Raw genomic sequence first — 20,233 nt, 5'->3', positions numbered from 1 at the left:
GAACCGTTGAGGCTCTCCCAAGCCGCGGTTCGCTTTCAACAATGCGAGGGTCGTGCCAACTCGAAAATACGAGTATTTTCAGATTGTTATCGATTTTTGCAGGGTGCCGCCGGGCGGCAATAACCTCTTGTTGACCATGTTGCCCCGGCAAATTTTTCCCACCTGAAGGACAAAAGAAAGATTTCGTTAACCATTGCGTCCGTACGGTGGACATAGAGGGCGCTCACGCGCCGGCGGCCTTTGTATCGCGTCATTTAAAGCCAGTTCGGCAGCATCGAGCCCATCCCAGAACGACGGGCGGGGGCTATGGCAGACGACGATAAGGTCGAGGAGAGCGCGGAAACCGCAGCTCCGCCGAAGGGCAAACGTAAACTCATTATGATGGGTGGCGGCGCCGTGCTGCTGCTCGCGCTGGTTGGCGGCGGCTGGTTCTTCTTCCTGCGCGGACCCGGCGAAGTGAAACAGGCCGTTGCGCCGCCCGCGAAGCCTCCGGTGTTCCTCGATGTGCCTGAGGTGCTGGTCAATCTGGCGAATTCTCCGGGCGAGCGGGTTCAGTATCTCAAGGTGAAGGTGGTTCTCGAGGTCAAGGATCAGCCGCTGGTCGCGCAGATCCAGCCGACGATGCCGCGCGTCATGGACCTGTTTCAGACCTATATGCGCGAGCTGCGCCCCGGCGACCTGAATGGATCGGTCGGGCTGTTCCGCCTGAAAGAAGAACTGACGCGCCGCGTCAACGCCGCCATCTCGCCCAATCAGGTGAACGCTGTGCTGTTCAAAGAAATCATCATCCAGTGATGGACGAAAGTTGAACCATGTCTCCGGATGATAATGACGTCGATCAGGATGCGCTGGCCGCCCAATGGGAAGGCGCGCTCGATTCCGAAGATCCTGAAGCGGCGGCGGCGGAAGCCGAAGCGAATACGCTGACCGAAACCATGGCCGAGCAGTGGGCCGCCATGGTGGACGATGGCAGCCGCACGATCGACATCAGCAAGGGTGGCGGCGAGCGTGTTCTGTCGCAGGAAGAAATCGACAATCTGCTCGGTTTCAGCGACGGCGAGGTCAATCTCGACGAGAACTCCGGCATCCGCGCCATCATCGACTCCGCGATGGTGTCGTATGAGCGTCTGCCGATGCTCGAAATCGTTTTCGACCGCCTGGTGCGGCTGATGACGACCAGCCTGCGCAATTTCACGTCGGACAACGTCGAAGTGTCGCTCGACCGGATCACCTCGGTGCGTTTCGGTGATTATCTCAATTCAATCCCGCTGCCCTGCGTGCTGTCGGTGTTCAAGGCCGAGGAGTGGGAAAACTTCGGTCTGTTCACGGTCGATTCGAGCCTGATCTATTCGATCATCGACGTGCTGCTCGGCGGCCGCCGCGGGCAGGCGGCGTTGCGCATCGAGGGCCGTCCCTACACCACGATTGAAACCAATCTCGTGAAGCGTCTTGTCGAGGTCGTGCTTGCGGATGCCGAGCAGGCCTTCCGGCCGCTATCGCCGGTGACCTTCAGCATCGACCGGCTTGAGACCAATCCGCGCTTCGCTGCCATTACGCGGCCGGCAAACGCCGCCATCCTGGTGCGCCTGCGCATCGACATGGAAGATCGCGGCGGCAACATCGAGCTGCTGCTGCCTTACGCGACCATCGAACCGATCCGCGACGTGCTGTTGCAGATGTTCATGGGTGAAAAATTCGGCCGCGATCCAATCTGGGAAGGCCATCTGGCCACCGAGATCGCGCAGGCTGAAATCGCGGTCGATGCGGTGCTTTATGAAGCCCATATTCCGCTGAAGCAGATCATGAGCCTGAAGGTCGGCGACACCTTGCCGCTTAACGTACGCCCCGATGCGCTGGTGTCGGTGCGATGCGGTGACGTTCCGCTTAGCGAAGGACGGATGGGGCGGGTGGGCGATCGCGTCGCCATCCGCGTCACCAAGCCGCTGCGCAAGCCTCATACGACCTACGCGATGTTCGAGAAACAAGACGAGCAAACCAAATTGATGGAGGCACAATGAGTCACTCATTAGGACTTGTAATCGAGAGCCTGGTTGCTGTGCTGCTCGTGCTCACGATCGGTTACTGCGCGCTGCTGAACAAGCGGCTCAAGCGGCTGAAGGCCGACGAGCAATCAATGCGCGGCACCATTGCCGAACTGATCACTGCGACGGAAATCGCGGAACGCGCCATCGGTGGATTGAAACTCACCGTGCGCGAATGCGACGAGAATCTCGGCAGCCAGCTCACCATGGGAACGGCGCTGTCGGCAAAGCTTGCAAAGCAGGTGGTCGCCGGCGAGGAAGTTTTGAGCCGGCTGTCGCGGATCGCGCTTGCCGCGCGTCCATCCGGCGCGGAAGCCACGGCTCCGGCTGAGGCGGAGTCGCCGGCTGGGTCGGCACCGAAAACAAATGCGAAGGCGCTGCTCGCAGCCGCCCAGGCATTCTCTGAACGTCGAAAGGCGACCGGTCTCGCGGCATGAAAACGCTTCTCCGCGATATCCGGATCGTTCCGGTCGTCCTGATTGCGATCTGTTGTCTGGTCGTGCTCAAGGTCGCGGGCCTGCTTCTGGAAGGCGGATATATTCTGAACGACGATGCGCCACGGCCCAAATCATGGGCGCAGGACACGTTCAATTTTCCTGCGCCGGGCAAGATGTCCGACGTGGACGTGACCGGTTCGGTCGAGAAGAAAGACGACAAGCCGGTGGTGGCGGCGCCCGAAGTTGCGCCGATCCCCGACGGGACTGTGGTCTATCCCGATCCGAATCGTCCGGTGTCGGCATCGGAGCGCGCTGTGCTCGAACGCCTGCAGTCGCGGCGGCAAGAGATCGAAACCCGCGCGCGCGAAATCGACATCCGGGAAAGCCTGATGAAATCCGCCGAGAAGCGGATCGAAGGCCGGATCGAGGAAATGAAGGCGACCGAGGCGCGTATCTCATCCGTGAGCGAGAAGAAGAGCGAAGCGGAGGCGGCGCGCTTCAAGGGTCTCGTGACGACATACGAGGCCATGAAGCCGAAGGATGCCGCGCGGGTTTTCGACCGGCTTGAATTGTCGGTGCTGTTCGAGATCGCATCGCAGATCGCGCCGCGCAAAATGTCCGACATCATGGGGCAGATGCAGCCGGAAGCAGCCGAGCGGCTGACGGTCGAAATGGCCCGCCGCGCGAGCGGGGATAAATCGTCGTCCGCGAACGATTTGCCGAAGATTGAGGGCAGGCCGCAAGCGCAGGTTCGCAATTGAGGCGTGTGATTAACAGCTCCTTAACAGGCGAATTCTAGATTCGATTGGCAAGGACGCGTTCAAAAAGCGCGTTGAAGAAAGACTTTCGCGAAAGACTTTCCGGGAAAGATTTGGGGAATGTCCTGCAAGGCGGCCCGCATGTGCAAGCCCACCCGCGAACCCGGGTCGAAGGCCCGGTCTTTCGCGGACTGGCTCGGCCGCGGTCTGCGGCCGTCGGCGCTTGTCCTGGCTGCCGTGCTGTCGTGCGTTTCCATCGCCGCCGGAGCCGCGCCGGCTGATCCGGTCAAGGGTGAAGCCACGCTGACGGCGCAGCCGGGATTCGCGCGGCTGATCCTGAAATTTCAGGAAGACGTGCCGACCGAGGTGACGGTCGCGGGCGCCATCCTTGTGATCCAGTTCAAGAAGCCTGTGGATGTTCCAATCGACCTGCTGGCCGACTCGGTGCCGGCCTATGTCGGGGCGGTTCGCCGCGATCCGGACGGGACGGCGATCCGCATGGCGATGACGCAGAAAGTCCGCATCAACACGATGACGGCGGGCGAGCGCGTGTTCATCGATCTACTGCCCGACAAATGGACCGGCTTGCCGCCCGCGCTGCCGGCCGAGGTCGTGAAGGAATTGTCCGAACGCGCGATTGCGGCGGAGCGCGCCTTGCGGATGCAAAGACTGGCGGAGGAAGCGAAGAAGCGCCCGCCGGTCCGCGTGCGGGCGTCGGTGCAGCCGACCTTCGTGCGGTTCGTTTTTGAAATGCCGGACGGCGTGACGGTGTCGTCGTCGCTGAATGCCGACAAGTTTTCTCTGTCGTTCACCTCGGCGCTGATCTTCGACCTTGCGGACGCGAAGATTGCGATGCCTGCGAACATTCTGTCGATCAATCAAAAGGTCGAAGGCGATGCATCGCGGGTCGATCTGGCGCTGGTCGGCGAGGTGGATGTTCACGCATTCCGCGAAGACAGAAACTATGTCGTCGATATCGCCTTCGATCAGGCCCAAAAGCCGAAAACCGCCGATGCGCCGCCGCCCAAGGCACCGCGGCCGACGACGCCCGCCGACAAGGCCAGCGAAATCGTGCCGCCGACCTCCGAGCAGTTCGCGCGCGAGGCGGGATTGAACGTCAAGCCGGATGTCAAACCGCCCGCCACTGTGCCTGATGCCAAGGCCGATGCCGGCGTAGCAAAGAACGATGTCGCAAAGATCGTTCTCCCCAAATCCGATATCGCCAAGCCTGAGATCGTTGTCGAAGCTGCGCCAGCGGCCAAGCCGGTTGTCGTCGCGGAAGCTCCTGCGCAGGTGCCGCCGCTGTCGATGCCGCCAGCATCACCGATGAAGGCGCCACCGCTCGCTGCCAACACTGCTGTGCCGGGTGTGACCGCGGAGGCGAGGCTTTCCAGTGACGATTTCCGCCTGACATTTCCCTTCAGCAGTCCCACCGCCGCGGCGGTGTTTCGTCGTTCCGATTCGATCTGGTTGGTCTTCGGCACCGAGCAGCCCATCGACGCCAGCGCGATCCGGCGCGAGGGTGGGCGGATCGTCGCCGATGTCACCCCGGTCGATCTGCCGAAAGGCCGCGCGCTCCGGATCAGGCTGAACCGTCCGCAACTCGCCGCGCTGACCGGCAACGAGCTTGGCTGGACTCTCGTTCTTGCCGACAAGGCACTGTCTCCGCCGCAGCCGCTTACCGCGACACGCGACATGGCCGACCCCGCCCGCGCCAGCGTCAGCATCGGCCTCGCAAAGCCCGGACAGCTTTATCGCTTCACCGATCCCGACGCGGGCGATCCATTGCTGGTGGTGACGGCCGGCGGTCCGGTGCAGGGATTTATCAAGCGCCAGGACTTCGTGGAATTTTCGCTGCTCGAGTCGATCCATGGCGTCGTTGTTCAGCAGAAATCGGACGATGTGACCGCCAACATGTCATCCGACATGCTGACCCTGACGCGGCCCGGCGGCCTGACGCTGTCCACGGCCATGACTGCGCCGGAACGCGCGTCGGCTGCCATTCGTCCGATTTTTGACGTCGGTGAATGGCGCGGCTTTCAGACCTCGGATTTCTTGGCCACCCGCAACAAACTGCTGACAGCGGCGGCGCAGGCGACTGGCCTGTCGCGCTTGCCAGCGCATGTGAACCTCGCGCGATTTTACACGGCGCGCGGATTGTATCCCGAGGCGAAGGGCATTCTCGACCTCGCGTTCTCGGATATGAAGCCGGGCGAGGAAGAGGCGTCGTCGCTCACGCTCCATGCTGTCGCCAGCACGCTTGCAGGCCGTCCCGAAATCGCGCTCGTGAACCTTGCGAGCCCGGCGATCACGGCAAACATCGATTCCCAACTCTGGAAAGCGCTTGCTTTTGCAAGGCAAGAGAAGTGGTCCGAAGCGCGGGAGAAATTCAAGAACGTCGAGTTTGCGATTACGGCGCTGCCGCTCGACCTGCAACGCATCGTGATTGCAGCGGCGTTTCGCGCCGCGCTGGAGGTCAGGGATTATCCGGGCGCGGCGGTTCGCAGCAACGATCTCGATGTGGTCGGTGTAGGTTCCGACCAGACGGGCTCGATCGCATTGCTTCGCGGGCGGCTGGCTGAGGCGCTGGGCCGCGATCAGGACGCGCTGGCCGCATTCCGGGCGGCTGTGGCATCCGAAGATCGTGCTGCCGCCACGGAGGCCCGGCTGCGCGAAATCGAGTTGCAACGGAAGCGCAACGAGATCAGCGAAGACGAGGTCCTGCGCGACCTCGAAGTCATCGCCGTGATGTGGCGCGGCGACGCCATCGAGGTGAAGACGCTGGATATGCTGAGCCGGCTTTATGCCGCGAAGGGGCGCTATCAGGACGCATTCGCGGCTGTTCGCGCCGCAACCGTCCTGCAGCCGAATTCCCTGCTATCGCGAAAAATGCAGGATGACGCCTCGGCGCTGTTCGAGCAGATCTTCAACGGTTCGAAGGGCGACGAGCTTCCCCCTGTGGAAGCCCTTGCGATGTTCTACGAGTTTCGCGATCTCACGCCGATCGGCCGCCGCGGCGATGAGATGATCCGGCGGCTCGCTGATCGCCTCGTTGCGGTCGATCTGCTCGAGCAGGCGAGCGAACTGCTGCAATACCAGATCGATCACCGGCTCGAAGGTTCGGCGCGCGCGCAGGTCGCGTCGCGTCTTGCGATGGTCTATCTGATGAATCGCAAGCCGGAGCGCGCCATCGCGGCGCTGCGCACCACGCGGATTGCCGATCTGGCCGGTGAGATTCGCCAGCAGCGCCTGTTGCTGGAAGCGCGGGCGCAGACCGACATCGGCCGCCACGACCTTGCACTCGACATCATCTCGAATGTCTCGGGGCGCGAAGCCGTCCGCCTACGCTCGGACATTTACTGGGCGTCGCGGCGCTGGCGCGAGTCCGCCGAGCAGATCGAACTGCTGTATGGCGACCGCTGGCGCGATTTCCAGCCGCTGACCCCGACCGAGAAGAGCGATGTCATTCGCGCCACGATTGGATACGCACTGGCGGAAGACGCCATCGGTCTCGCGCGGTTTCGCGAGAAGTACACGCCGAAGATGGAGGGCGGCGCCGATCGCGCGGCCTTCGATCTGGCATCGAAGCCGGCCACCGCGAACAGCGCCGACTTTGCTCGGATCGCGAAAATGGCGGCGACCATCGACACGCTCGACGGGTTCCTGCGCGAAATGAAGCAGCGTTTCCCCGACGCCATGGCCCGCGCCAAGCTGCCACCGGAAATCAAGACCGATCCGAATCCGACGGGATCGTTGCCGGCCATCAAAGGCCTGAGGCCCGTCGCAGCCGCGCGCTGATCTCGCCGTCATGGCGAGCAAAAAGCTCCTCGCAATGACGAGGCCCAGACCACTTTCGTTTGCTATCCGCCGCCGTAGCTTTGCACCAGACTGCCCGCCACCAGTGACCAGCCGTCCACCAGCACGAAAAAGATCAGCTTGAACGGCAGCGAGACCACCACGGGCGGCAGCATCATCATGCCCATCGACATCAGCACCGAGGCGACCACGAGGTCGATGATGAGGAACGGCAGGAACAGCAGGAAGCCGATCTCGAACGCCCGCTTCAATTCGGAAATCATGAAAGCGGGGACCAGGATGCGCAGCGACATCTGCTCGGGCGATGCCGCCGGCGGCTCGCCGGACAGATCCATGAACAGCTTGAGGTCCTTCTCGCGCACATTCTTCTGCATGAAGCCGCGCAGCGGAGCCGTGCCGCGTTCGAACGCCTGCTCGACGCTGATCTGGTTGGCGACCAGCGGCTTGATGCCGTCGTCGTAGGCTTTCTGCAGCACGGGACCCATCACGAAGCCGGTCAGGAACAGCGCCAGCGCGATGATCACCGAGTTCGGCGGCGCGGTGGCGGTGCCGAGCGCCGTGCGCAACAGCGACAGCACGACCACGATGCGCGTGAACGACGTCATCATGATCAGGATCGACGGCGCGATCGACAGCACCGTCAGCAGCGCGATCAGCTGGATCGCGCGCTCGGTGACGCCGCCATTGCCGGCGCCGAGATTGATGCTGATATCCTGCGCGTTCGCCGGATCGATCAGGAACCCGGCGGTGGCGACAAGACTGGCAAAAAATAAAACTCTACGCGGTGTTTTCGAAGGGCTCACGCGGGAGGCTTTGGACGGCCGAGCAGGCTGGCCATCTCGTCTTCGAGATTCTCGAACGGTGTCGCCGGCGTTGATGCCGGCGGCGGAGCCGGAGGACCTGCCGGGCGCGGGGCGCTTTCGGATCGCGGCGGCGGACGGCTTGGCATGGGTTCAGGCGCGACCGATGGCGCGCTCGGACGCTCGACGGGACCGACCGGCGGCGTGCGCGGTTCTCCAGCGTCGAAACGCGGTTCGCTTCCGGGCCGGCGCAGCGCGGCTTCGAGCCGTTGCGCCATATCCGCCAGATTTTGATCGGCCGACGATAACGCGGTATCGGCCGGGCGCGGCGGCGGGCGGGGTGTTGGCGGCGGCATCTTCGGCGCGCCGTCACTGGACCGCGGCATCCGTGGCATCAACGGTTCGTTGCGTTCGCTGCGCGGGATGGCGCGGGATGGTTCGGAACGCAGCGAAGGCTCGGGCCGCACCATAGGTTCCGGCGCAAAGCTCGCCATCGAATCGGCTCCGTGGCGATCGGGCAGCGGAGGCGGGGGACGGCGCGTGTCGTCGGCAAACGGAGCGCGGAGCGGACGCGGCGGCAATTCCGGCACCGGCGGTTCGCGGTGCTCGAACGGGTCGCGGGTTTCACTGTCGGACCAGCCGGCGTCAGGCGCCAGCCGCGGCGGGAGCTCGGTTCCGGCGGGCGACCGCGTGGTCTGGTCGCGCTGCGGAACGCCGCGAACGATATTGGGCTCGACCACGACGTCGGTCGGTCCGCCGATCATCAACAGGTGCTCGACGTTGTCACGCCGGACCAATACCAGCCGGCGGCGGCCGTCGACGGCCGCGGCATCGATCACGGCGAGCCGGGGCATGCGTCCGCGATTCGCGCCCGATCCGAGGCTGTTTCCGCCAAATCTGCGAACCAGCCAGGCGGCAACTCCGATCAACGCAAGAACGATGACGAAGGCTATGAAGAACCAAAGCGTTTGCGGCATGTCCTGTCCCCGTCAAACTATACGTTTATCTATGCCAGATTCGCAGGTCGCTCGCCGCGAAACAAGCAGCCAGTGTCCTGAATCCGAAGTTCGCTTCATTTGCGAACCACCACGCCTGTGACGAGTTGGGTTCGAAACGCGAGTGACCGTTAATTCCCGACGGCAAATACTGCCGCCGGCGAATGAGTAACCCATAAAGTGCCCCGGCCCAAAAGACTTCTTGTGCCGGAACTTCAATGACTTGCCCGATTGGAGGCATTTCGTGGCGAAAGTGGGTCAAGCCGGTTCTTAACTCCTTATTAACCATACACACGGCAAATTCTGCCTACCTGAGGCATCGCGCTTCGGGTCACAGGCGGAGCAGGCCGATGGCCATTACAGATCTTCCCATGTTGTCCGCACTTCGCACCAAGATGCAGTGGCATCAGGAGCGTCAACGGGTGCTTGCGGAAAACGTCTCGCATTCCGACACGCCAAACTTCAAGCCGCGCGATCTGGTGGCGCCCAAATTCGACGCTACTGGAACGGGACCGGTGACCGGCACGATGCCGTCCCTTTCGATGGCGCGGACTAGCCCCGGCCACATCCAGGGCGCTGGCGTCAGCGACAGTTTCAATTCGAACAACCGCGGCGGCTACGAGACGAGACCGGCCGGCAACGCGGTCAATCTCGAGGACGAGATGCTGAAAGTGTCCGCCAACCAGGGTGACTACGCAGCGGTGACCGCGCTCTACAGCCGCAGTCTAGGTCTTCTGAAGACCGCCATCGGGAAGCGGTGACACATGATCGCGTTTAAAGGAGCAAGGTCATGAGCGACGGCAATGATTTTCTGCGGTCGATGAGCATCGCGACATCGGGTCTGCGCGCGCAGGCGGGCCGGATGCGGGTGATTTCCGAAAACATCGCCAACGCGGATTCCACCGCGAAAACTGCTGGTGCGGACCCGTATCGCCGCAAGGTGCCGACGTTCTCTTCCGAACTCGACCGTACTCTCGACGCGCGGGTCGTCACCCTCGGCAAGATCAAGCCGGACAATTCCGAATTCCGCGTCAAGCACGAGCCAAGCAACCCGGTGGCCGATGCCAACGGCAACGTTAAATACCCCAACGTGAACCCGCTGGTCGAAATGACCGACATGCGCGAAGCGCAGCGGTCCTACGAAGCCAATCTCAACATCATTTCCGCCACGCGCCGCATGATCCAGCGCACCCTCGACATCCTCAAGGCCTGACAAAGGGAAATAACTCATGGCTTCGCCAACAGTCGCTGCCAATGCCTATGCAAGCCTTGCGAAAATCATGGAGTCTGCCGGGGGAGCCGCGAGCGGCGCCGGCAAGGCGGGAGAAACCGGCGGCGTGTCGTTTGGCGCGCTGCTCAAGGAAACGCTCGGCAACGTCATGGATGCGGGCAAAAAATCCGACGCGCAGACCATCGCGATGGCGCAGGGCAAGGCCAACGTCATGGACGTCGTGACCGCGGTGGCCGAAACCGACGTCGCCGTCTCGACGCTGGTGTCGGTGCGCGATCGCGTGATCCAGTCATACGAAGACATCATGCGGATGCCGATCTGATTTTCCGGACTTTGTGACGTGCCTGCGGGCAGGGGATTGAAATGACTGGTGCCGAAGTTCTCGACGTGTCGCGCGATGCAATCTGGACCATCGTAAAGGTGTCGTCGCCGCTCCTGATCGTCGGCCTCGTGGTCGGCGTGGTGATCTCGCTGATTCAGGCGCTGACGCAAATTCAGGAGCAGACGCTGGTGTTCGTGCCAAAAATTCTCGCGATTTTCGTCACGCTGGTGCTGGCGCTGCCCTACATGGCCGATGCGCTGAACAGCCAGATGCTGCGGATATCGTCGCGAATCATCGGCGGCTAGCGCATGATTGAAGGCCTGATGTTCCAGGATCTGATGTTCAGAGGCTGGACGTTCAAAGGTCTTCCAGAGGCAAGTCCTTCCGAGGCAAGTCTTCCATGCGTGTCGATATCTCGCTGCTTCCGGCGCTTGCCGCGGCATTCATGCTGGTGTTTGCGCGTATCGGCGCCATGGTGATGCTGCTCCCCGGATTCGGTGAAGCCAATATCCCTGTCCGGGTCCGGCTGGCCATCGCGCTGGCGCTCACGCTCATCATCCTGCCGCTTCACCGCAGCGCCTATCAGGTCGACATGACCTCGATGGCGCCGCTGCTGGTGCTGATGGTTCATGAGATCATCATCGGCGTCGTGCTCGGGGCGACCGCGCGGGTGACGCTGTCGGCGCTGGCGGTTGCGGGCTCGGTCATCGCGCAGCAGCTCGGCCTTGGTTTCGTGACCACGATCGATCCGACGCAAGGTCAGCAGGGCGCGCTGATCGGCAACTTCCTGACGTTGCTGGGACTGACCCTGCTGTTCGCGACTGACATGCACCATCTGGTGATCGCAGCGTTGAACGAGAGCTACAACGCCTTCTCCCCGGGCGAGCTGATGCCGAGCGGCGACGTCGCGGCGCTGGCGACCAAGGCTTTCGCAACCGCGTTCAAGATCGGTATCCAGTTGTCCGCGCCGTTCATTGTGTTCGGCCTGGTCTTCAACCTCGGTCTCGGCGTGCTGGCGCGGCTGATGCCGCAGATGCAGGTCTTCTTCGTCGGTGTGCCGCTTTCCATTCTGGGCGGGTTCCTGATTCTCGCCGTCGTCATCGCCACCATGATGGGCACGTTCCTCGACTATTTCAGCGGTGTCCTCATTTCCCTCGCGCCGCGAAGCTGAGGGCAGGGCATGGCCGACGAGGATAAAGAATCAAAAACACAAGACCCCACGCAAAAACGTCTCGACGATGCGCTGGAAAAGGGCGATGTCGCCAAAAGTCAGGAGGTCAATACCTGGTTCGTGATCGCGGCCTCGACGTTGCTGCTGTCGTCGTTCTCGGGATCGATCAGCATCGGCATTGAAGTGCCGATGCGCAATCTTCTGATGAACATGCATCAGATTCGCGTCGATGGCCCCGGATTGCTGTCGCTTTTGACCCGGATCGAGATGATGCTGATCGGCGTACTGGGAATTCCGCTGCTGCTGCTGCTGATCGCCGGCATCGGCAGCAACCTGATCCAGCATCGGCTGGTGTGGTCGGCGGATCCGCTCACCCCGAAGTTCAGCAAGATTTCGCCGGCGGCGGGCGCTGCCCGGCTGTTCGGCAAGCAGGCGGGCGCGAACTTCCTCAAGGGCGTTTTCAAGGTGATCGCGGTCGGCGTCGTCATGGCCCTGGTGCTGTGGCCCGAACGCCACCGCCTCGACGCCATGGTCCGGTTCGATCCGATATCCCTTCTGACGGTGACCAAGACGATTTCCGTGCAGTTGATGGGAACCGTGGTGGCGATGCTCGCCGTGGTCGCCACGCTCGATTACCTGTTCCAGTACCGGCAGTGGTTCGAGCGGCAGAAAATGTCGTTCCAGGAAATGAAGGAAGAATACAAGCAGTCCGAAGGCGATCCTCATATCAAGGGCCGCATCCGGCAGATCCGCTTCGCCCGCATGAAGAAACGCATGATGGCGGCGGTTCCAAGTGCTTCGGTCATCATCACAAACCCGACGCACTACGCGGTCGCGCTGAAATACGAGAAGGGCATGGCCGCACCGATTTGCGTGGCCAAGGGCATCGATGTGCTCGCGCTGAAGATCAGGGAGATCGCGGGCCTTCACAATGTGCCCATTGTCGAGAATGTTCCGCTCGCCCGCGCGCTTCACGCAAGCGTCGAGATCGATGACGAAATTCCGGTCGAACACTATCACGCGGTCGCCGAGGTGATCGGCTACGTCATGCGCCTGCGGCGCGGGGTGACGGGCCTTGGGTAATCAAGGATTTGGCCAAGGCCGCATGGCCGCTCCTCTAGCGCGGCTGTTGGCGCGGTCGTAATGTATCTTGCGTCGGGATGCCCGATTCAGGCACTCAGGGGCTTGTGAAGCCGATTTCCAACAGGCTGCGATGACAACCGACACAGACGGCGATCTGCGTTCCTCCTTTGCCACTCCGCTTGAACCGGCGCGGCGCGGCGGCAGCATCCTGCTGGTGCTGCTGGTGGCGGGCGCGATCATTGCCGCGGCGGTGGCCTTCATGACGCTGGGCCGCAGTCAGGCCCAGCCCTACATTCTGGCGCTGCTGGCCTTGCTTGCCATGGTCGGGCTGTTCACCCTGTTCGCCTTCGCCGCAGGCATCGTCAGGTTCGCCGACCGCCTCGCGGAAGACCCGATCACGCGCCCGATCGCCGATCATGCGTTCGACGGGCTCGCGGTGACCGATCAGCGCGGCCATGTCGTTTATGCCAACACCGCCTATCTCGCGCTCACCGGAGCGTCCAGTCCCAACGAGGTACGCCCGGTGGAGCGGGTTTTCATCGGCAACCCGGATGTTTCCGAAGCCGTGTTTCGCCTGCTCAAGGCGGCGCGTGAAGGCAAGCGCCAGCAGGAAGAGGTTCGCGTCGCGGGCGTGGATAATGCGCATGGCCGCTGGCTGCGGATGCGCGTCCGCCCGCTGGCGTCCGACAAGCGCCAGTCGAAGTTCGCTGTCTGGTCAGTCGCCGACATCACCCGCGACCGCGAGCGCCAGGAAGACGTCTTCCAGGAATTGCAGCACGCCATCGAGTATCTCGATCACGCGCCCTGCGGCTTCTTCTCGGTTAACGCGGCGGGCGAGCTCGTCTACGTCAACGCGACGCTCGCCAACTGGCTGGACTACGATCTTGCTGAAATCGGCTCCGGCGGGCTGAAAGTTGCCGACATCATGTCCGGCGACGGAGCGTCGCTTCTGACGTCGATCGTGCCGGAGCCGGGCGAAGTCAAAACCGAGGTGTTCGATCTCGATCTTAGGATGCGCAACGGCAAGACCATGCCGGCGCGGCTCTATCACAAGCTGGCGTTCGGCGCGGACGGTGCGCCCGGCGCGTCGCGAACGCTGGTGATCAACCGCGCGCGCGACGATCATGCGGACCCGCAGCGCGCGGCGGAAGTGCGCTTCATGCGCTTCTTCGACCACACGCCGATGGCGATTGCGACCGTCGACAAGTCGGGCAACGTCGTGCGCGCCAATGCCCGCTTTGCGAAGCTCACCCAGAGCCTCTCGCCGGCCGGCGGCGCCAGCAAGTCGATCTTCGCGGTGGTCAACGAGCGTGAACGCGGCGAACTGGTCGCTGCGATCAACAAGGCTGCCGACGGGCAGGGCGACATTCCGCCGGTCGAGGCGATGCTGGACAGCGCCAAGGAGCGCTGGGGCCAGTTCTTCGTCACGTCCGTGGAGCAGGACGCGCGCGACGCCGAGGCGGCGATCGTCTACCTGTTCGAGACCACCGAGAAGCGCACGCTGGAAAACAGCTTCGCGCAGTCGCAGAAGATGCAGGCTGTGGGTCAGCTCGCCGGCGGCATCGCCCACGATTTCAACAACGTGCTCTCCGCCATCATGATGGCGAACGACTTCCTGCTGAACGCGCACAAACCGACCGATCCGTCGTTCCAGGACATCATGCAGATCAAGCAGAACGCCAACCGGGCCGCCGCGCTGGTGCGGCAGCTGCTGGCGTTCTCGCGCAAGCAGACGCTGCGTCCGCAGGTGCTCGACATCGGTGACGTGCTGTCCGACCTCAACGTGCTGCTGAAGCGATTGCTCGGCGAGAAGGTGAAGCCCGAGTTCGTCTATGGCCGCGACCTGTGGCCGGTGAAGGCCGACCTCTCGCAATTCGAGCAGGTCATCGTCAATCTCGCGGTGAACGCGCGAGACGCGATGCCCGATGGCGGCAAGCTGACCATCCGCACGGCCAATGTCTCCGCCAGGGATTCCGAGCGGCCCGAGTACAAGGGGATGCCCGCAGCCGATTACGTCGCGATCGAGGTTGCCGACACCGGCAGCGGCATTCCGGCCGACATCGTCGACAAGATTTTCGAACCGTTTTTCTCGACCAAGGAAGTCGGCAAGGGAACGGGCCTCGGCCTGTCCACGGTCTACGGCATCGTCAAGCAGACCGGCGGCTTCATTTATGTCGACTCGATACCGGACCACGGCACGACATTCCGGATTTTCCTGCCGCGTCATCACCCCGAGGTGGAAACGGTTCAGGAGATCGCTGCCAGCGAAGTTGCAGCGAGCGTCGCGGCCAAAACCAAGGCGCCGGATCTTACCGGACAGGGCACCATCCTGCTGGTCGAGGACGAGGACGGATTGCGCTCACTGAATGCGCGTGGCCTGCGCTCGCGTGGTTACACGGTGATCGAGGCGGAGAACGGTCTCGATGCGCTGGAAGCGCTGGAGCGTGAAGAAGGCGCTGTCGATCTCGTGGTGTCCGACGTGGTGATGCCGGAAATGGACGGCCCAACCATGTTGATCGAGATGCGCAAGCGCAATCCCGATCTGCGAATCATCTTCGTGTCCGGATACGCCGAGGATGCTTTCGAGAAGAGCCTGCCCGAGAACCAGCAGTTCAACTTCCTTCCCAAGCCTTTCACGCTGAGCCAGCTTGTCGCAGCGGTGAAGGAAACGATGACGGCGGCGTCCTGAAAACTGTCACAATTGGGCACAACGGGGCGCCAAAACGCCTCTGAGGGTGGCCCGCGACTGAGCGCCGCAGCCGGTTCCGTGCGTATCTGCTTCCCTTTCCTCCGCCGGTGCCCATGTTAGGACGTGTCCCCGCCGGGGGAACGTCGCCCCAATGAGGGCTGAGAGGGAACGAACATGATTTTTCCAAAGCGCATCCGCGCCGTCATCAAAACGCTGGCCGTTGTCGCGGCCGTGGCGATGCCGTTGGTGATTGCCGTCTCGTCGTCGGTTGATGCCCGCGTCAGCAGCGGCGGCAGCCGCGGTTCGCGGACATACTCCGCGCCGCCGTCCACGGCGACCGCGCCCAACAGCGCGCAGCCCATCCAGCGCAGCATCACCCAGCCTGGCACGAAGGCTCCTGCCGCTGCACCCGCAGCCGGCGGCTTCCTCAATCGGCCCGGCCTGCTCGGCGGTCTCGCCGCCGGCTTCCTTGGCGCCGGTCTGCTCGGCATGCTGTTCGGCGGTGGCCTGTTCAGCGGTCTCGGCAGCCTGTCGTCGATCTTCGGCCTGATCATCCAGCTCGGACTGGTCTATCTTGTGGTGCGGCTCGCCATGTCGTGGTGGAAGCGCCGCAATGCGCCGGCCTATGCCGGTGCCTCGGCCGCTCCCGGCCCGGCGCCTGCGCAGCAGCAGGGCCCGCTCGCGAGCATGCGGACAGGCTTTGGCTTTGGCGGCGGTTCGGGCGACGCACCGCTCGAAATCACGCCAGATGACTATGACTCGTTCGAGCGCCTGCTCGGCGAGGTCAACACCGCATGGTCCAATCAGGATATCGCCAAGCTGCACACGCTGGCGACGCCCGAGATGGTGTCCTACTTCACCTCGGACCTCAACGCGAACAAGGAGCGCGGCGTGGTCAATACCGTGTCCGATGTCAAGCTGCTGCAGGGCGATCTTGCGGAAGCCTGGCGTGAAGGCCCGACCGACTACGCAACCGTGGCGCTGCGCTTCTCGCTGATCGACAAGACCGTCGAGATCGCCAGCGGCAAGGTCGTCGAAGGCGGCGACACGCCGACTGAAGTCACCGACGTGTGGACGTTCACGCGGCGTCCCGGCAGCGGATGGGAAGTGTCGGCGATCCAGTACGCCTGAGCCGCTTCGGTTCCAGTCCAGATCAAGGCGTCGCGCTCGCGCGGCGCCTTTTCGTTTGTCGATCACCGGAGGCCCGGGAATAAGTCGCGCCGTTGTGTGTTGAACTTAGCTCACCGCGCGTTCAAAGAAGCGCGTCCAGGAACGTCCAATTATTCAAGAAAATTTCAAAGGGAGAGATAAGTGTCCAGATTGTCGATCATTGCAGCTTCACTCGTTGTTTTCGCAACCGCGCCGGTTCATGCGCAGCAGGCGAACATGACATTCTTCATCACCAGCACCCCGATCGGCAACGGCGGCAATCTCGGCGGATTGGCCGGCGCGGATAATCAATGCCAGACACTGGCGCAGGCGGCCGGCGCCGGTGCGAAGACCTGGCGCGCGTATCTCTCGACACAGGCCGCCGACGGCAAGCCCGCAATCAACGCCAAGGACCGGATCGGGAAGGGGCCGTGGACCAACGCGAAGGGTGAGGTGGTCGCCAAGGATGTTGCGGACCTGCACGGCGCCAACGCGTTGACCAAGCAGTCGGCTCTGAACGAGAAGGGCGAGGTCATCAACGGCCGCGGCGATACGCCAAACCGGCATGACGTTCTGACCGGATCGCAGCCCGACGGAACCGCCTTCGCAGCCGGCGACGACAAGACCTGCAAGAACTGGACAAGCAGCACGCAGGGCTCGGCTGTGGTCGGTCATTCCGATCGCATCGGATTGCGCGATGACGACGCATCGAAATCCTGGAATTCTTCGCACGGTTCGCGGGGACCGGATGGCGGCTGTTCGCAGAACGATCTGAAGAGCACCGGCGGCGACGGGCTCTTGTATTGTTTCGCGTCGAACTGATTTTCACGAAAGACGTTGACCACTCGGCGCGGAGGCTCTCCGCGCCGAAACCGTTTTGAGGTTTCCATGCGCTATGAACTTTACTACTGGCCGACCATTCAGGGACGCGGCGAATATGTCCGCCTCGCGCTGGAAGACGCCGGCGCGGATTATGTCGATGCCGCCCGGCGCAGCGGCGGCGTAAGCAGGATGATGGCGATGATGAAAGGACGCGGTGTGACGCCGCCGTTCGCGCCTCCGTTTCTGAAAGCCGGCAAGCTCGTGATCGGGCAGACCGCGAACATCCTTCTCTATCTCGGCGCGCGTCATGGTCTTGCGCCGAAAGCCGAAGCGCAGCGTCTCTGGGTGCATCAACTTCAGCTGACCATTGCCGATTTTGTCGTCGAGGTTCACGACACCCATCATCCGCTCGGGCCGACGCTTTATTATGAAGACCAGCGGCCCGCCGCGAAGAAACGCACCGGGGAATTCTGGAGCGAGCGCGTGCCGAAATTCCTCGGCTATTTCGAGCGATTGATCGATGGCAGCGGCGGGCCCTATCTCAACGGCCGCAGGCTGTCTTACGCAGACCTGTCGCTGTTCCAGATCGTCGAGGGCCTGCGCTATGCGTTTCCGAACAACATGAAACGCTTCGAGCGCAAGGTGCCGCGCGTGATCGAACTGCATGACCGGGTCGCGGCGCGGCCCAACATCAAGGCCTACCTCGCAAGCGAGCGGCGCATTCCGTTCAATGAGGACGGCATCTTCCGCCGCTACAAGGTGCTGGACGGCTGAAGCGCTTCCGTCGAATGTGAATGTCCAACGCCTTGACTTTCCCCGCCTGAAACGCTCGTTGAGCAGCGACGCCTTCCGGCGCCTGAGGAGTTTCCCATGAAGATCACCCCATCCGGCTCCGTGCCGACCAAGCGCGCGCCCGCATCCTATTTCACCGGCACCGTGTGGCAGGACCCGGTGATCGAGACGCCTGCGCCCGGACGTCTCAACGCGACGCGCGTGACCTTCGAGCCCGGCGCGCGCACCGCGTGGCACACCCATCCGGTTGGCCAGACACTTTATGTACTCTCCGGCCGCGGACGCGTGCAGACCGAAGGCGAGCCCGTGCGCGAGATTCGCCCCGGCGACGTGGTGTGGATTCCGCCCGGCGAAAAGCACTGGCATGGCGCCGCGCCGACAAGCCTGATGACTCACCTGGCGATGCAGGAGTCCGAGAACGGCAGCTTCGCGACATGGCTCGAGCATGTCACCGACGCGCAGTATGCGGAAAACCCGGTGGAGTGATCGCGTTGTGGTGTCGCGGTTAAGCGCCTGTCGCATTTTCCGCGAGATCGTGCTCATCATTTCATTTTGCAAAATGTCTGAAACGCTGACGCATCCTGTTGCGCGGCGCAATGTCGATTGCGCTTGACGGGTTGCTCTCTCGCGCATTTAGTTTCGCGGTCTGGGAGGTGCGTCATGGCAGCATCGGATTGCAGCTTTCTTCTCAATAAAAATCCCTGTGCCCAATGCGGCACGCTGATTAGCTCGCCGCTCTGGTCGGAGCGCGAGCGCAACCGTGTCTCGTACCTCTGGTCATGCAAGGCTTGCGATTATCAGTTCGTGACGATCGCGATCCTCAAATCCGAGGCGCTCGAGGTTCCAGTTCCGCAGCCAGCAATAGCCGCCTGAATCTTCACGGGTCGGTGCGGATCAGCGCGAGACCGGATTCCGGATCATGCCGCTTGCGCAGATGCGCCGGGCTTTCGGTCAGGATGACTTCGAGGGTGGGGCGCGCGCCGATGGCGCTGATCTGCGCGGCGGTAATCTTTTCGCGGGTCACGAAATCCGTGAGGCAGGCCGTCACCTCGTCGCCGGTGGCCAGGATCACCGCGAAAGTGCGCTGGCCGTCGGCGTTATGCAGCAGCCTGGATTGCATCGGCGGGTTTCCTTTTGGCCGGACCAACCGTGTACGGGCAGGAGGGTTCCCGAATCGCCGCCGTTGCCGCAATGCTGTCGCATTCACGCTGTCTGTTGAGGCCTCACCCCAATCACCCAGCAGGAGGACCGATGCGCATCGTCACCCCCGCCATCTACGCAGCCCTGCTCGGGGGCGCGATCTATGTCGCCGTTGCGCAGAACCCGCTGCCGAACGCTATCGCGTCGGTGCAGCCTGAGGGCACCAAGCTCGCTTATGCAGTGCCGACCGATAGCAAGTCGCCGCCGGTGATGCGTGTTGGCAAGCGCGAGACCTGCCGCCAGTCGATTGCGCCGAAACATCTCGGCAAGCATCAGGCGCGCGACCAGATGCAGCTTTGCGTGGCGCAGGCGCGCGTCGAATGCCTCAAGCAGGCCATCGACCAGAAGCTGCGCGGCGCGGCCCGCCGGGTTTATGTGAAGAGCTGCGTCGCGGCCTGAGCCGACCCACCTTAGTAGATCAGCGAACTCCCAAAGCGCGAAGCTGCGGTTTCCGCAGCGGCCGCTTCCGAAGCCGTGGTTTCCGTCGTCTCTGGCTGTGCTTCACGCATCGGCACGGCCGGGAGTTGCAGCACCGTCGCCCACTGACCGGGATCGAGCTGGGTCAGCAACACGAGCTGTCCATCGGGAAATTCCAGCGCGTCATGGTGCCGGTTCGGGTTGTCCAGATCGACGGTCCGGAACCGCGCGACGGTATGACGAACCTTCTTCCTGAAGAACGCGCCGTCGAAATCGACCGCCCGGTCGAACGCGAGTTCGGTGCCGGGGCGGACACAGACAGCGACATTCGGCTCGCCTTCGCCGGTGAAGCCACGGGTGACTGTCAGGGGGAATTTTGTGGAGACCAACCGCTCGCCAACCCTGGCGGGCCGGCTTGCGACGGCATGCAGGCTATAATCACACATTGCGGTCACTCCTGTTCGGATCAACCGGGTGATGCGCGGTGATAAAAAGGTAATGCTCTCAGG

Annotated in this window: 22 protein-coding genes; 18 read left to right on the top strand and 4 right to left on the bottom strand. The window is 62.9% G+C overall.

Translation table 11 applies throughout. From position 1 onward, the window contains the following. Positions 1-306 precede the first annotated feature (306 nt). From fliL to AC07UB_RS14655, 5 genes are all read left to right on the top strand, one after another. Positions 307-795, top strand: a complete 489-nt coding sequence (gene fliL, locus AC07UB_RS14675) for a flagellar basal body-associated protein FliL (protein WP_492790208.1) — start codon at positions 307-309, stop codon at positions 793-795. A 17-nt stretch (positions 796-812) separates the two neighbouring features. Further along, positions 813-2,018 (top strand): flagellar motor switch protein FliM, encoded by a 1,206-nt coding sequence (gene fliM / locus AC07UB_RS14670; protein ID WP_492790207.1) that lies wholly within the window; start codon positions 813-815, stop codon positions 2,016-2,018. Further along, complete coding sequence (locus tag AC07UB_RS14665; RefSeq protein WP_492790206.1) at positions 2,015-2,479, top strand: DUF6468 domain-containing protein; 465 nt, start codon at positions 2,015-2,017, stop codon at positions 2,477-2,479. The genes fliM and AC07UB_RS14665 overlap by 4 nt, the downstream gene beginning before the upstream one ends. Then, positions 2,476-3,240: a MotE family protein gene (locus AC07UB_RS14660; protein WP_492790205.1), complete on the top strand. Its 765-nt coding sequence runs from the start codon at positions 2,476-2,478 to the stop codon at positions 3,238-3,240. The genes AC07UB_RS14665 and AC07UB_RS14660 overlap by 4 nt, the downstream gene beginning before the upstream one ends. Before the next feature lie 117 nt (positions 3,241-3,357). Then, positions 3,358-7,035, top strand: a complete 3,678-nt coding sequence (locus tag AC07UB_RS14655) for a tetratricopeptide repeat protein (protein WP_492790204.1) — start codon at positions 3,358-3,360, stop codon at positions 7,033-7,035. A gap of 62 nt (positions 7,036-7,097) precedes the next feature. On the opposite strand, the gene fliP is transcribed toward AC07UB_RS14655, so the two are convergent. Further along, positions 7,098-7,856 carry a flagellar type III secretion system pore protein FliP gene (gene fliP / locus AC07UB_RS14650; RefSeq protein ID WP_492790203.1) on the bottom strand — a complete coding sequence of 253 codons (759 nt, stop codon included), beginning with the start codon at positions 7,854-7,856 and terminating at the stop codon, positions 7,098-7,100. Then, positions 7,853-8,830, bottom strand: coding sequence for a flagellar biosynthetic protein FliO (locus AC07UB_RS14645; protein WP_492790202.1), 978 nt, complete (start codon positions 8,828-8,830; stop codon positions 7,853-7,855). The genes fliP and AC07UB_RS14645 overlap by 4 nt, the downstream gene beginning before the upstream one ends. A gap of 368 nt (positions 8,831-9,198) precedes the next feature. Between AC07UB_RS14645 and flgB the strand changes: the two genes are divergently transcribed. The 12 genes from flgB (at position 9,199) to AC07UB_RS14585 (ending at position 18,980) form a co-directional block, all read left to right on the top strand. Then, positions 9,199-9,609: a flagellar basal body rod protein FlgB gene (gene flgB / locus AC07UB_RS14640; RefSeq protein WP_492790201.1), complete on the top strand. Its 411-nt coding sequence runs from the start codon at positions 9,199-9,201 to the stop codon at positions 9,607-9,609. A 29-nt stretch (positions 9,610-9,638) separates the two neighbouring features. Beyond that, on the top strand, positions 9,639-10,061 hold the full coding sequence (gene flgC / locus AC07UB_RS14635; RefSeq protein WP_492790200.1) for a flagellar basal body rod protein FlgC: 423 nt from the start codon (positions 9,639-9,641) through the stop codon (positions 10,059-10,061). Between the two features lie 16 nt (positions 10,062-10,077). Then, the gene (gene fliE, locus AC07UB_RS14630) at positions 10,078-10,401 is read left to right on the top strand and encodes a flagellar hook-basal body complex protein FliE (protein ID WP_492790199.1); all 324 of its coding nucleotides are present in this window, start codon (positions 10,078-10,080) and stop codon (positions 10,399-10,401) included. Between the two features lie 41 nt (positions 10,402-10,442). Further along, positions 10,443-10,706, top strand: coding sequence for a flagellar biosynthesis protein FliQ (gene fliQ, locus AC07UB_RS14625; RefSeq protein ID WP_492790198.1), 264 nt, complete (start codon positions 10,443-10,445; stop codon positions 10,704-10,706). A gap of 95 nt (positions 10,707-10,801) precedes the next feature. Next, complete coding sequence (gene fliR / locus AC07UB_RS14620) at positions 10,802-11,572, top strand: flagellar biosynthetic protein FliR (protein WP_492790197.1); 771 nt, start codon at positions 10,802-10,804, stop codon at positions 11,570-11,572. 9 nt (positions 11,573-11,581) lie between these two features. After that, the gene (flhB, locus tag AC07UB_RS14615; protein ID WP_492790196.1) at positions 11,582-12,655 is read left to right on the top strand and encodes a flagellar biosynthesis protein FlhB; all 1,074 of its coding nucleotides are present in this window, start codon (positions 11,582-11,584) and stop codon (positions 12,653-12,655) included. A gap of 130 nt (positions 12,656-12,785) precedes the next feature. Then, positions 12,786-15,344 carry a cell cycle histidine kinase CckA gene (cckA, locus tag AC07UB_RS14610; protein WP_492790195.1) on the top strand — a complete coding sequence of 853 codons (2,559 nt, stop codon included), beginning with the start codon at positions 12,786-12,788 and terminating at the stop codon, positions 15,342-15,344. A gap of 174 nt (positions 15,345-15,518) precedes the next feature. Continuing rightward, entirely contained in the window at positions 15,519-16,475 is a 957-nt protein-coding gene (locus AC07UB_RS14605; protein ID WP_492790194.1) for a Tim44 domain-containing protein, read from the top strand. 189 nt (positions 16,476-16,664) lie between these two features. After that, positions 16,665-17,315: a lectin gene (locus AC07UB_RS14600; protein WP_492792656.1), complete on the top strand. Its 651-nt coding sequence runs from the start codon at positions 16,665-16,667 to the stop codon at positions 17,313-17,315. A 66-nt stretch (positions 17,316-17,381) separates the two neighbouring features. Further along, a complete protein-coding gene (locus AC07UB_RS14595; protein WP_494655112.1) occupies positions 17,382-18,089 on the top strand; it encodes a glutathione S-transferase in 708 nt (235 codons plus the stop codon). A gap of 96 nt (positions 18,090-18,185) precedes the next feature. Continuing rightward, positions 18,186-18,593 carry a (R)-mandelonitrile lyase gene (locus AC07UB_RS14590; protein WP_492790192.1) on the top strand — a complete coding sequence of 136 codons (408 nt, stop codon included), beginning with the start codon at positions 18,186-18,188 and terminating at the stop codon, positions 18,591-18,593. 174 nt (positions 18,594-18,767) lie between these two features. Further along, on the top strand, positions 18,768-18,980 hold the full coding sequence (locus AC07UB_RS14585) for an LIM domain-containing protein (protein ID WP_492790191.1): 213 nt from the start codon (positions 18,768-18,770) through the stop codon (positions 18,978-18,980). 4 nt (positions 18,981-18,984) lie between these two features. Here the strand turns inward: AC07UB_RS14585 and AC07UB_RS14580 are convergent, their stop codons facing one another. Further along, on the bottom strand, positions 18,985-19,227 hold the full coding sequence (locus tag AC07UB_RS14580; protein WP_494655115.1) for a PCC domain-containing protein: 243 nt from the start codon (positions 19,225-19,227) through the stop codon (positions 18,985-18,987). 131 nt (positions 19,228-19,358) lie between these two features. Here AC07UB_RS14580 and AC07UB_RS14575 point away from each other — a divergent pair, with 131 nt between their 5' ends. Then, the gene (locus AC07UB_RS14575) at positions 19,359-19,706 is read left to right on the top strand and encodes a hypothetical protein (protein WP_492790189.1); all 348 of its coding nucleotides are present in this window, start codon (positions 19,359-19,361) and stop codon (positions 19,704-19,706) included. 11 nt (positions 19,707-19,717) lie between these two features. On the opposite strand, the gene AC07UB_RS14570 is transcribed toward AC07UB_RS14575, so the two are convergent. Continuing rightward, complete coding sequence (locus AC07UB_RS14570) at positions 19,718-20,170, bottom strand: hypothetical protein (protein WP_492790188.1); 453 nt, start codon at positions 20,168-20,170, stop codon at positions 19,718-19,720. Between the last annotated feature and the right edge of the window lie 63 nt (positions 20,171-20,233).

It is taken from the genome of Afipia sp. GW821-FHT04G03 (assembly GCF_059419985.1).
Note: the sequence above shows the minus strand (reverse complement) of the source record. Positions and strands in the feature narration are given on the sequence as shown.

Excerpts from the sequence above, each read along its gene's own strand:
- fliL (WP_492790208.1), top strand. The coding sequence starts at position 307 with ATGGCAGACGACGATAAGGTCGAGGAGAGCGCGGAAACCGCAGCTCCG.
- fliM (WP_492790207.1), top strand. The coding sequence starts at position 813 with ATGTCTCCGGATGATAATGACGTCGATCAGGATGCGCTGGCCGCCCAA.
- AC07UB_RS14665 (WP_492790206.1), top strand. The coding sequence starts at position 2,015 with ATGAGTCACTCATTAGGACTTGTAATCGAGAGCCTGGTTGCTGTGCTG.
- AC07UB_RS14660 (WP_492790205.1), top strand. The coding sequence starts at position 2,476 with ATGAAAACGCTTCTCCGCGATATCCGGATCGTTCCGGTCGTCCTGATT.
- AC07UB_RS14655 (WP_492790204.1), top strand. The coding sequence starts at position 3,358 with ATGTCCTGCAAGGCGGCCCGCATGTGCAAGCCCACCCGCGAACCCGGG.
- AC07UB_RS14645 (WP_492790202.1), bottom strand. The coding sequence starts at position 8,830 with ATGCCGCAAACGCTTTGGTTCTTCATAGCCTTCGTCATCGTTCTTGCG.
- flgB (WP_492790201.1), top strand. The coding sequence starts at position 9,199 with ATGGCCATTACAGATCTTCCCATGTTGTCCGCACTTCGCACCAAGATG.
- flgC (WP_492790200.1), top strand. The coding sequence starts at position 9,639 with ATGAGCGACGGCAATGATTTTCTGCGGTCGATGAGCATCGCGACATCG.
- fliE (WP_492790199.1), top strand. The coding sequence starts at position 10,078 with ATGGCTTCGCCAACAGTCGCTGCCAATGCCTATGCAAGCCTTGCGAAA.
- fliQ (WP_492790198.1), top strand. The coding sequence starts at position 10,443 with ATGACTGGTGCCGAAGTTCTCGACGTGTCGCGCGATGCAATCTGGACC.
- fliR (WP_492790197.1), top strand. The coding sequence starts at position 10,802 with ATGCGTGTCGATATCTCGCTGCTTCCGGCGCTTGCCGCGGCATTCATG.
- flhB (WP_492790196.1), top strand. The coding sequence starts at position 11,582 with ATGGCCGACGAGGATAAAGAATCAAAAACACAAGACCCCACGCAAAAA.
- cckA (WP_492790195.1), top strand. The coding sequence starts at position 12,786 with ATGACAACCGACACAGACGGCGATCTGCGTTCCTCCTTTGCCACTCCG.
- AC07UB_RS14605 (WP_492790194.1), top strand. The coding sequence starts at position 15,519 with ATGATTTTTCCAAAGCGCATCCGCGCCGTCATCAAAACGCTGGCCGTT.
- AC07UB_RS14595 (WP_494655112.1), top strand. The coding sequence starts at position 17,382 with ATGCGCTATGAACTTTACTACTGGCCGACCATTCAGGGACGCGGCGAA.
- AC07UB_RS14590 (WP_492790192.1), top strand. The coding sequence starts at position 18,186 with ATGAAGATCACCCCATCCGGCTCCGTGCCGACCAAGCGCGCGCCCGCA.
- AC07UB_RS14585 (WP_492790191.1), top strand. The coding sequence starts at position 18,768 with ATGGCAGCATCGGATTGCAGCTTTCTTCTCAATAAAAATCCCTGTGCC.
- AC07UB_RS14580 (WP_494655115.1), bottom strand. The coding sequence starts at position 19,227 with ATGCAATCCAGGCTGCTGCATAACGCCGACGGCCAGCGCACTTTCGCG.
- AC07UB_RS14575 (WP_492790189.1), top strand. The coding sequence starts at position 19,359 with ATGCGCATCGTCACCCCCGCCATCTACGCAGCCCTGCTCGGGGGCGCG.
- AC07UB_RS14570 (WP_492790188.1), bottom strand. The coding sequence starts at position 20,170 with ATGTGTGATTATAGCCTGCATGCCGTCGCAAGCCGGCCCGCCAGGGTT.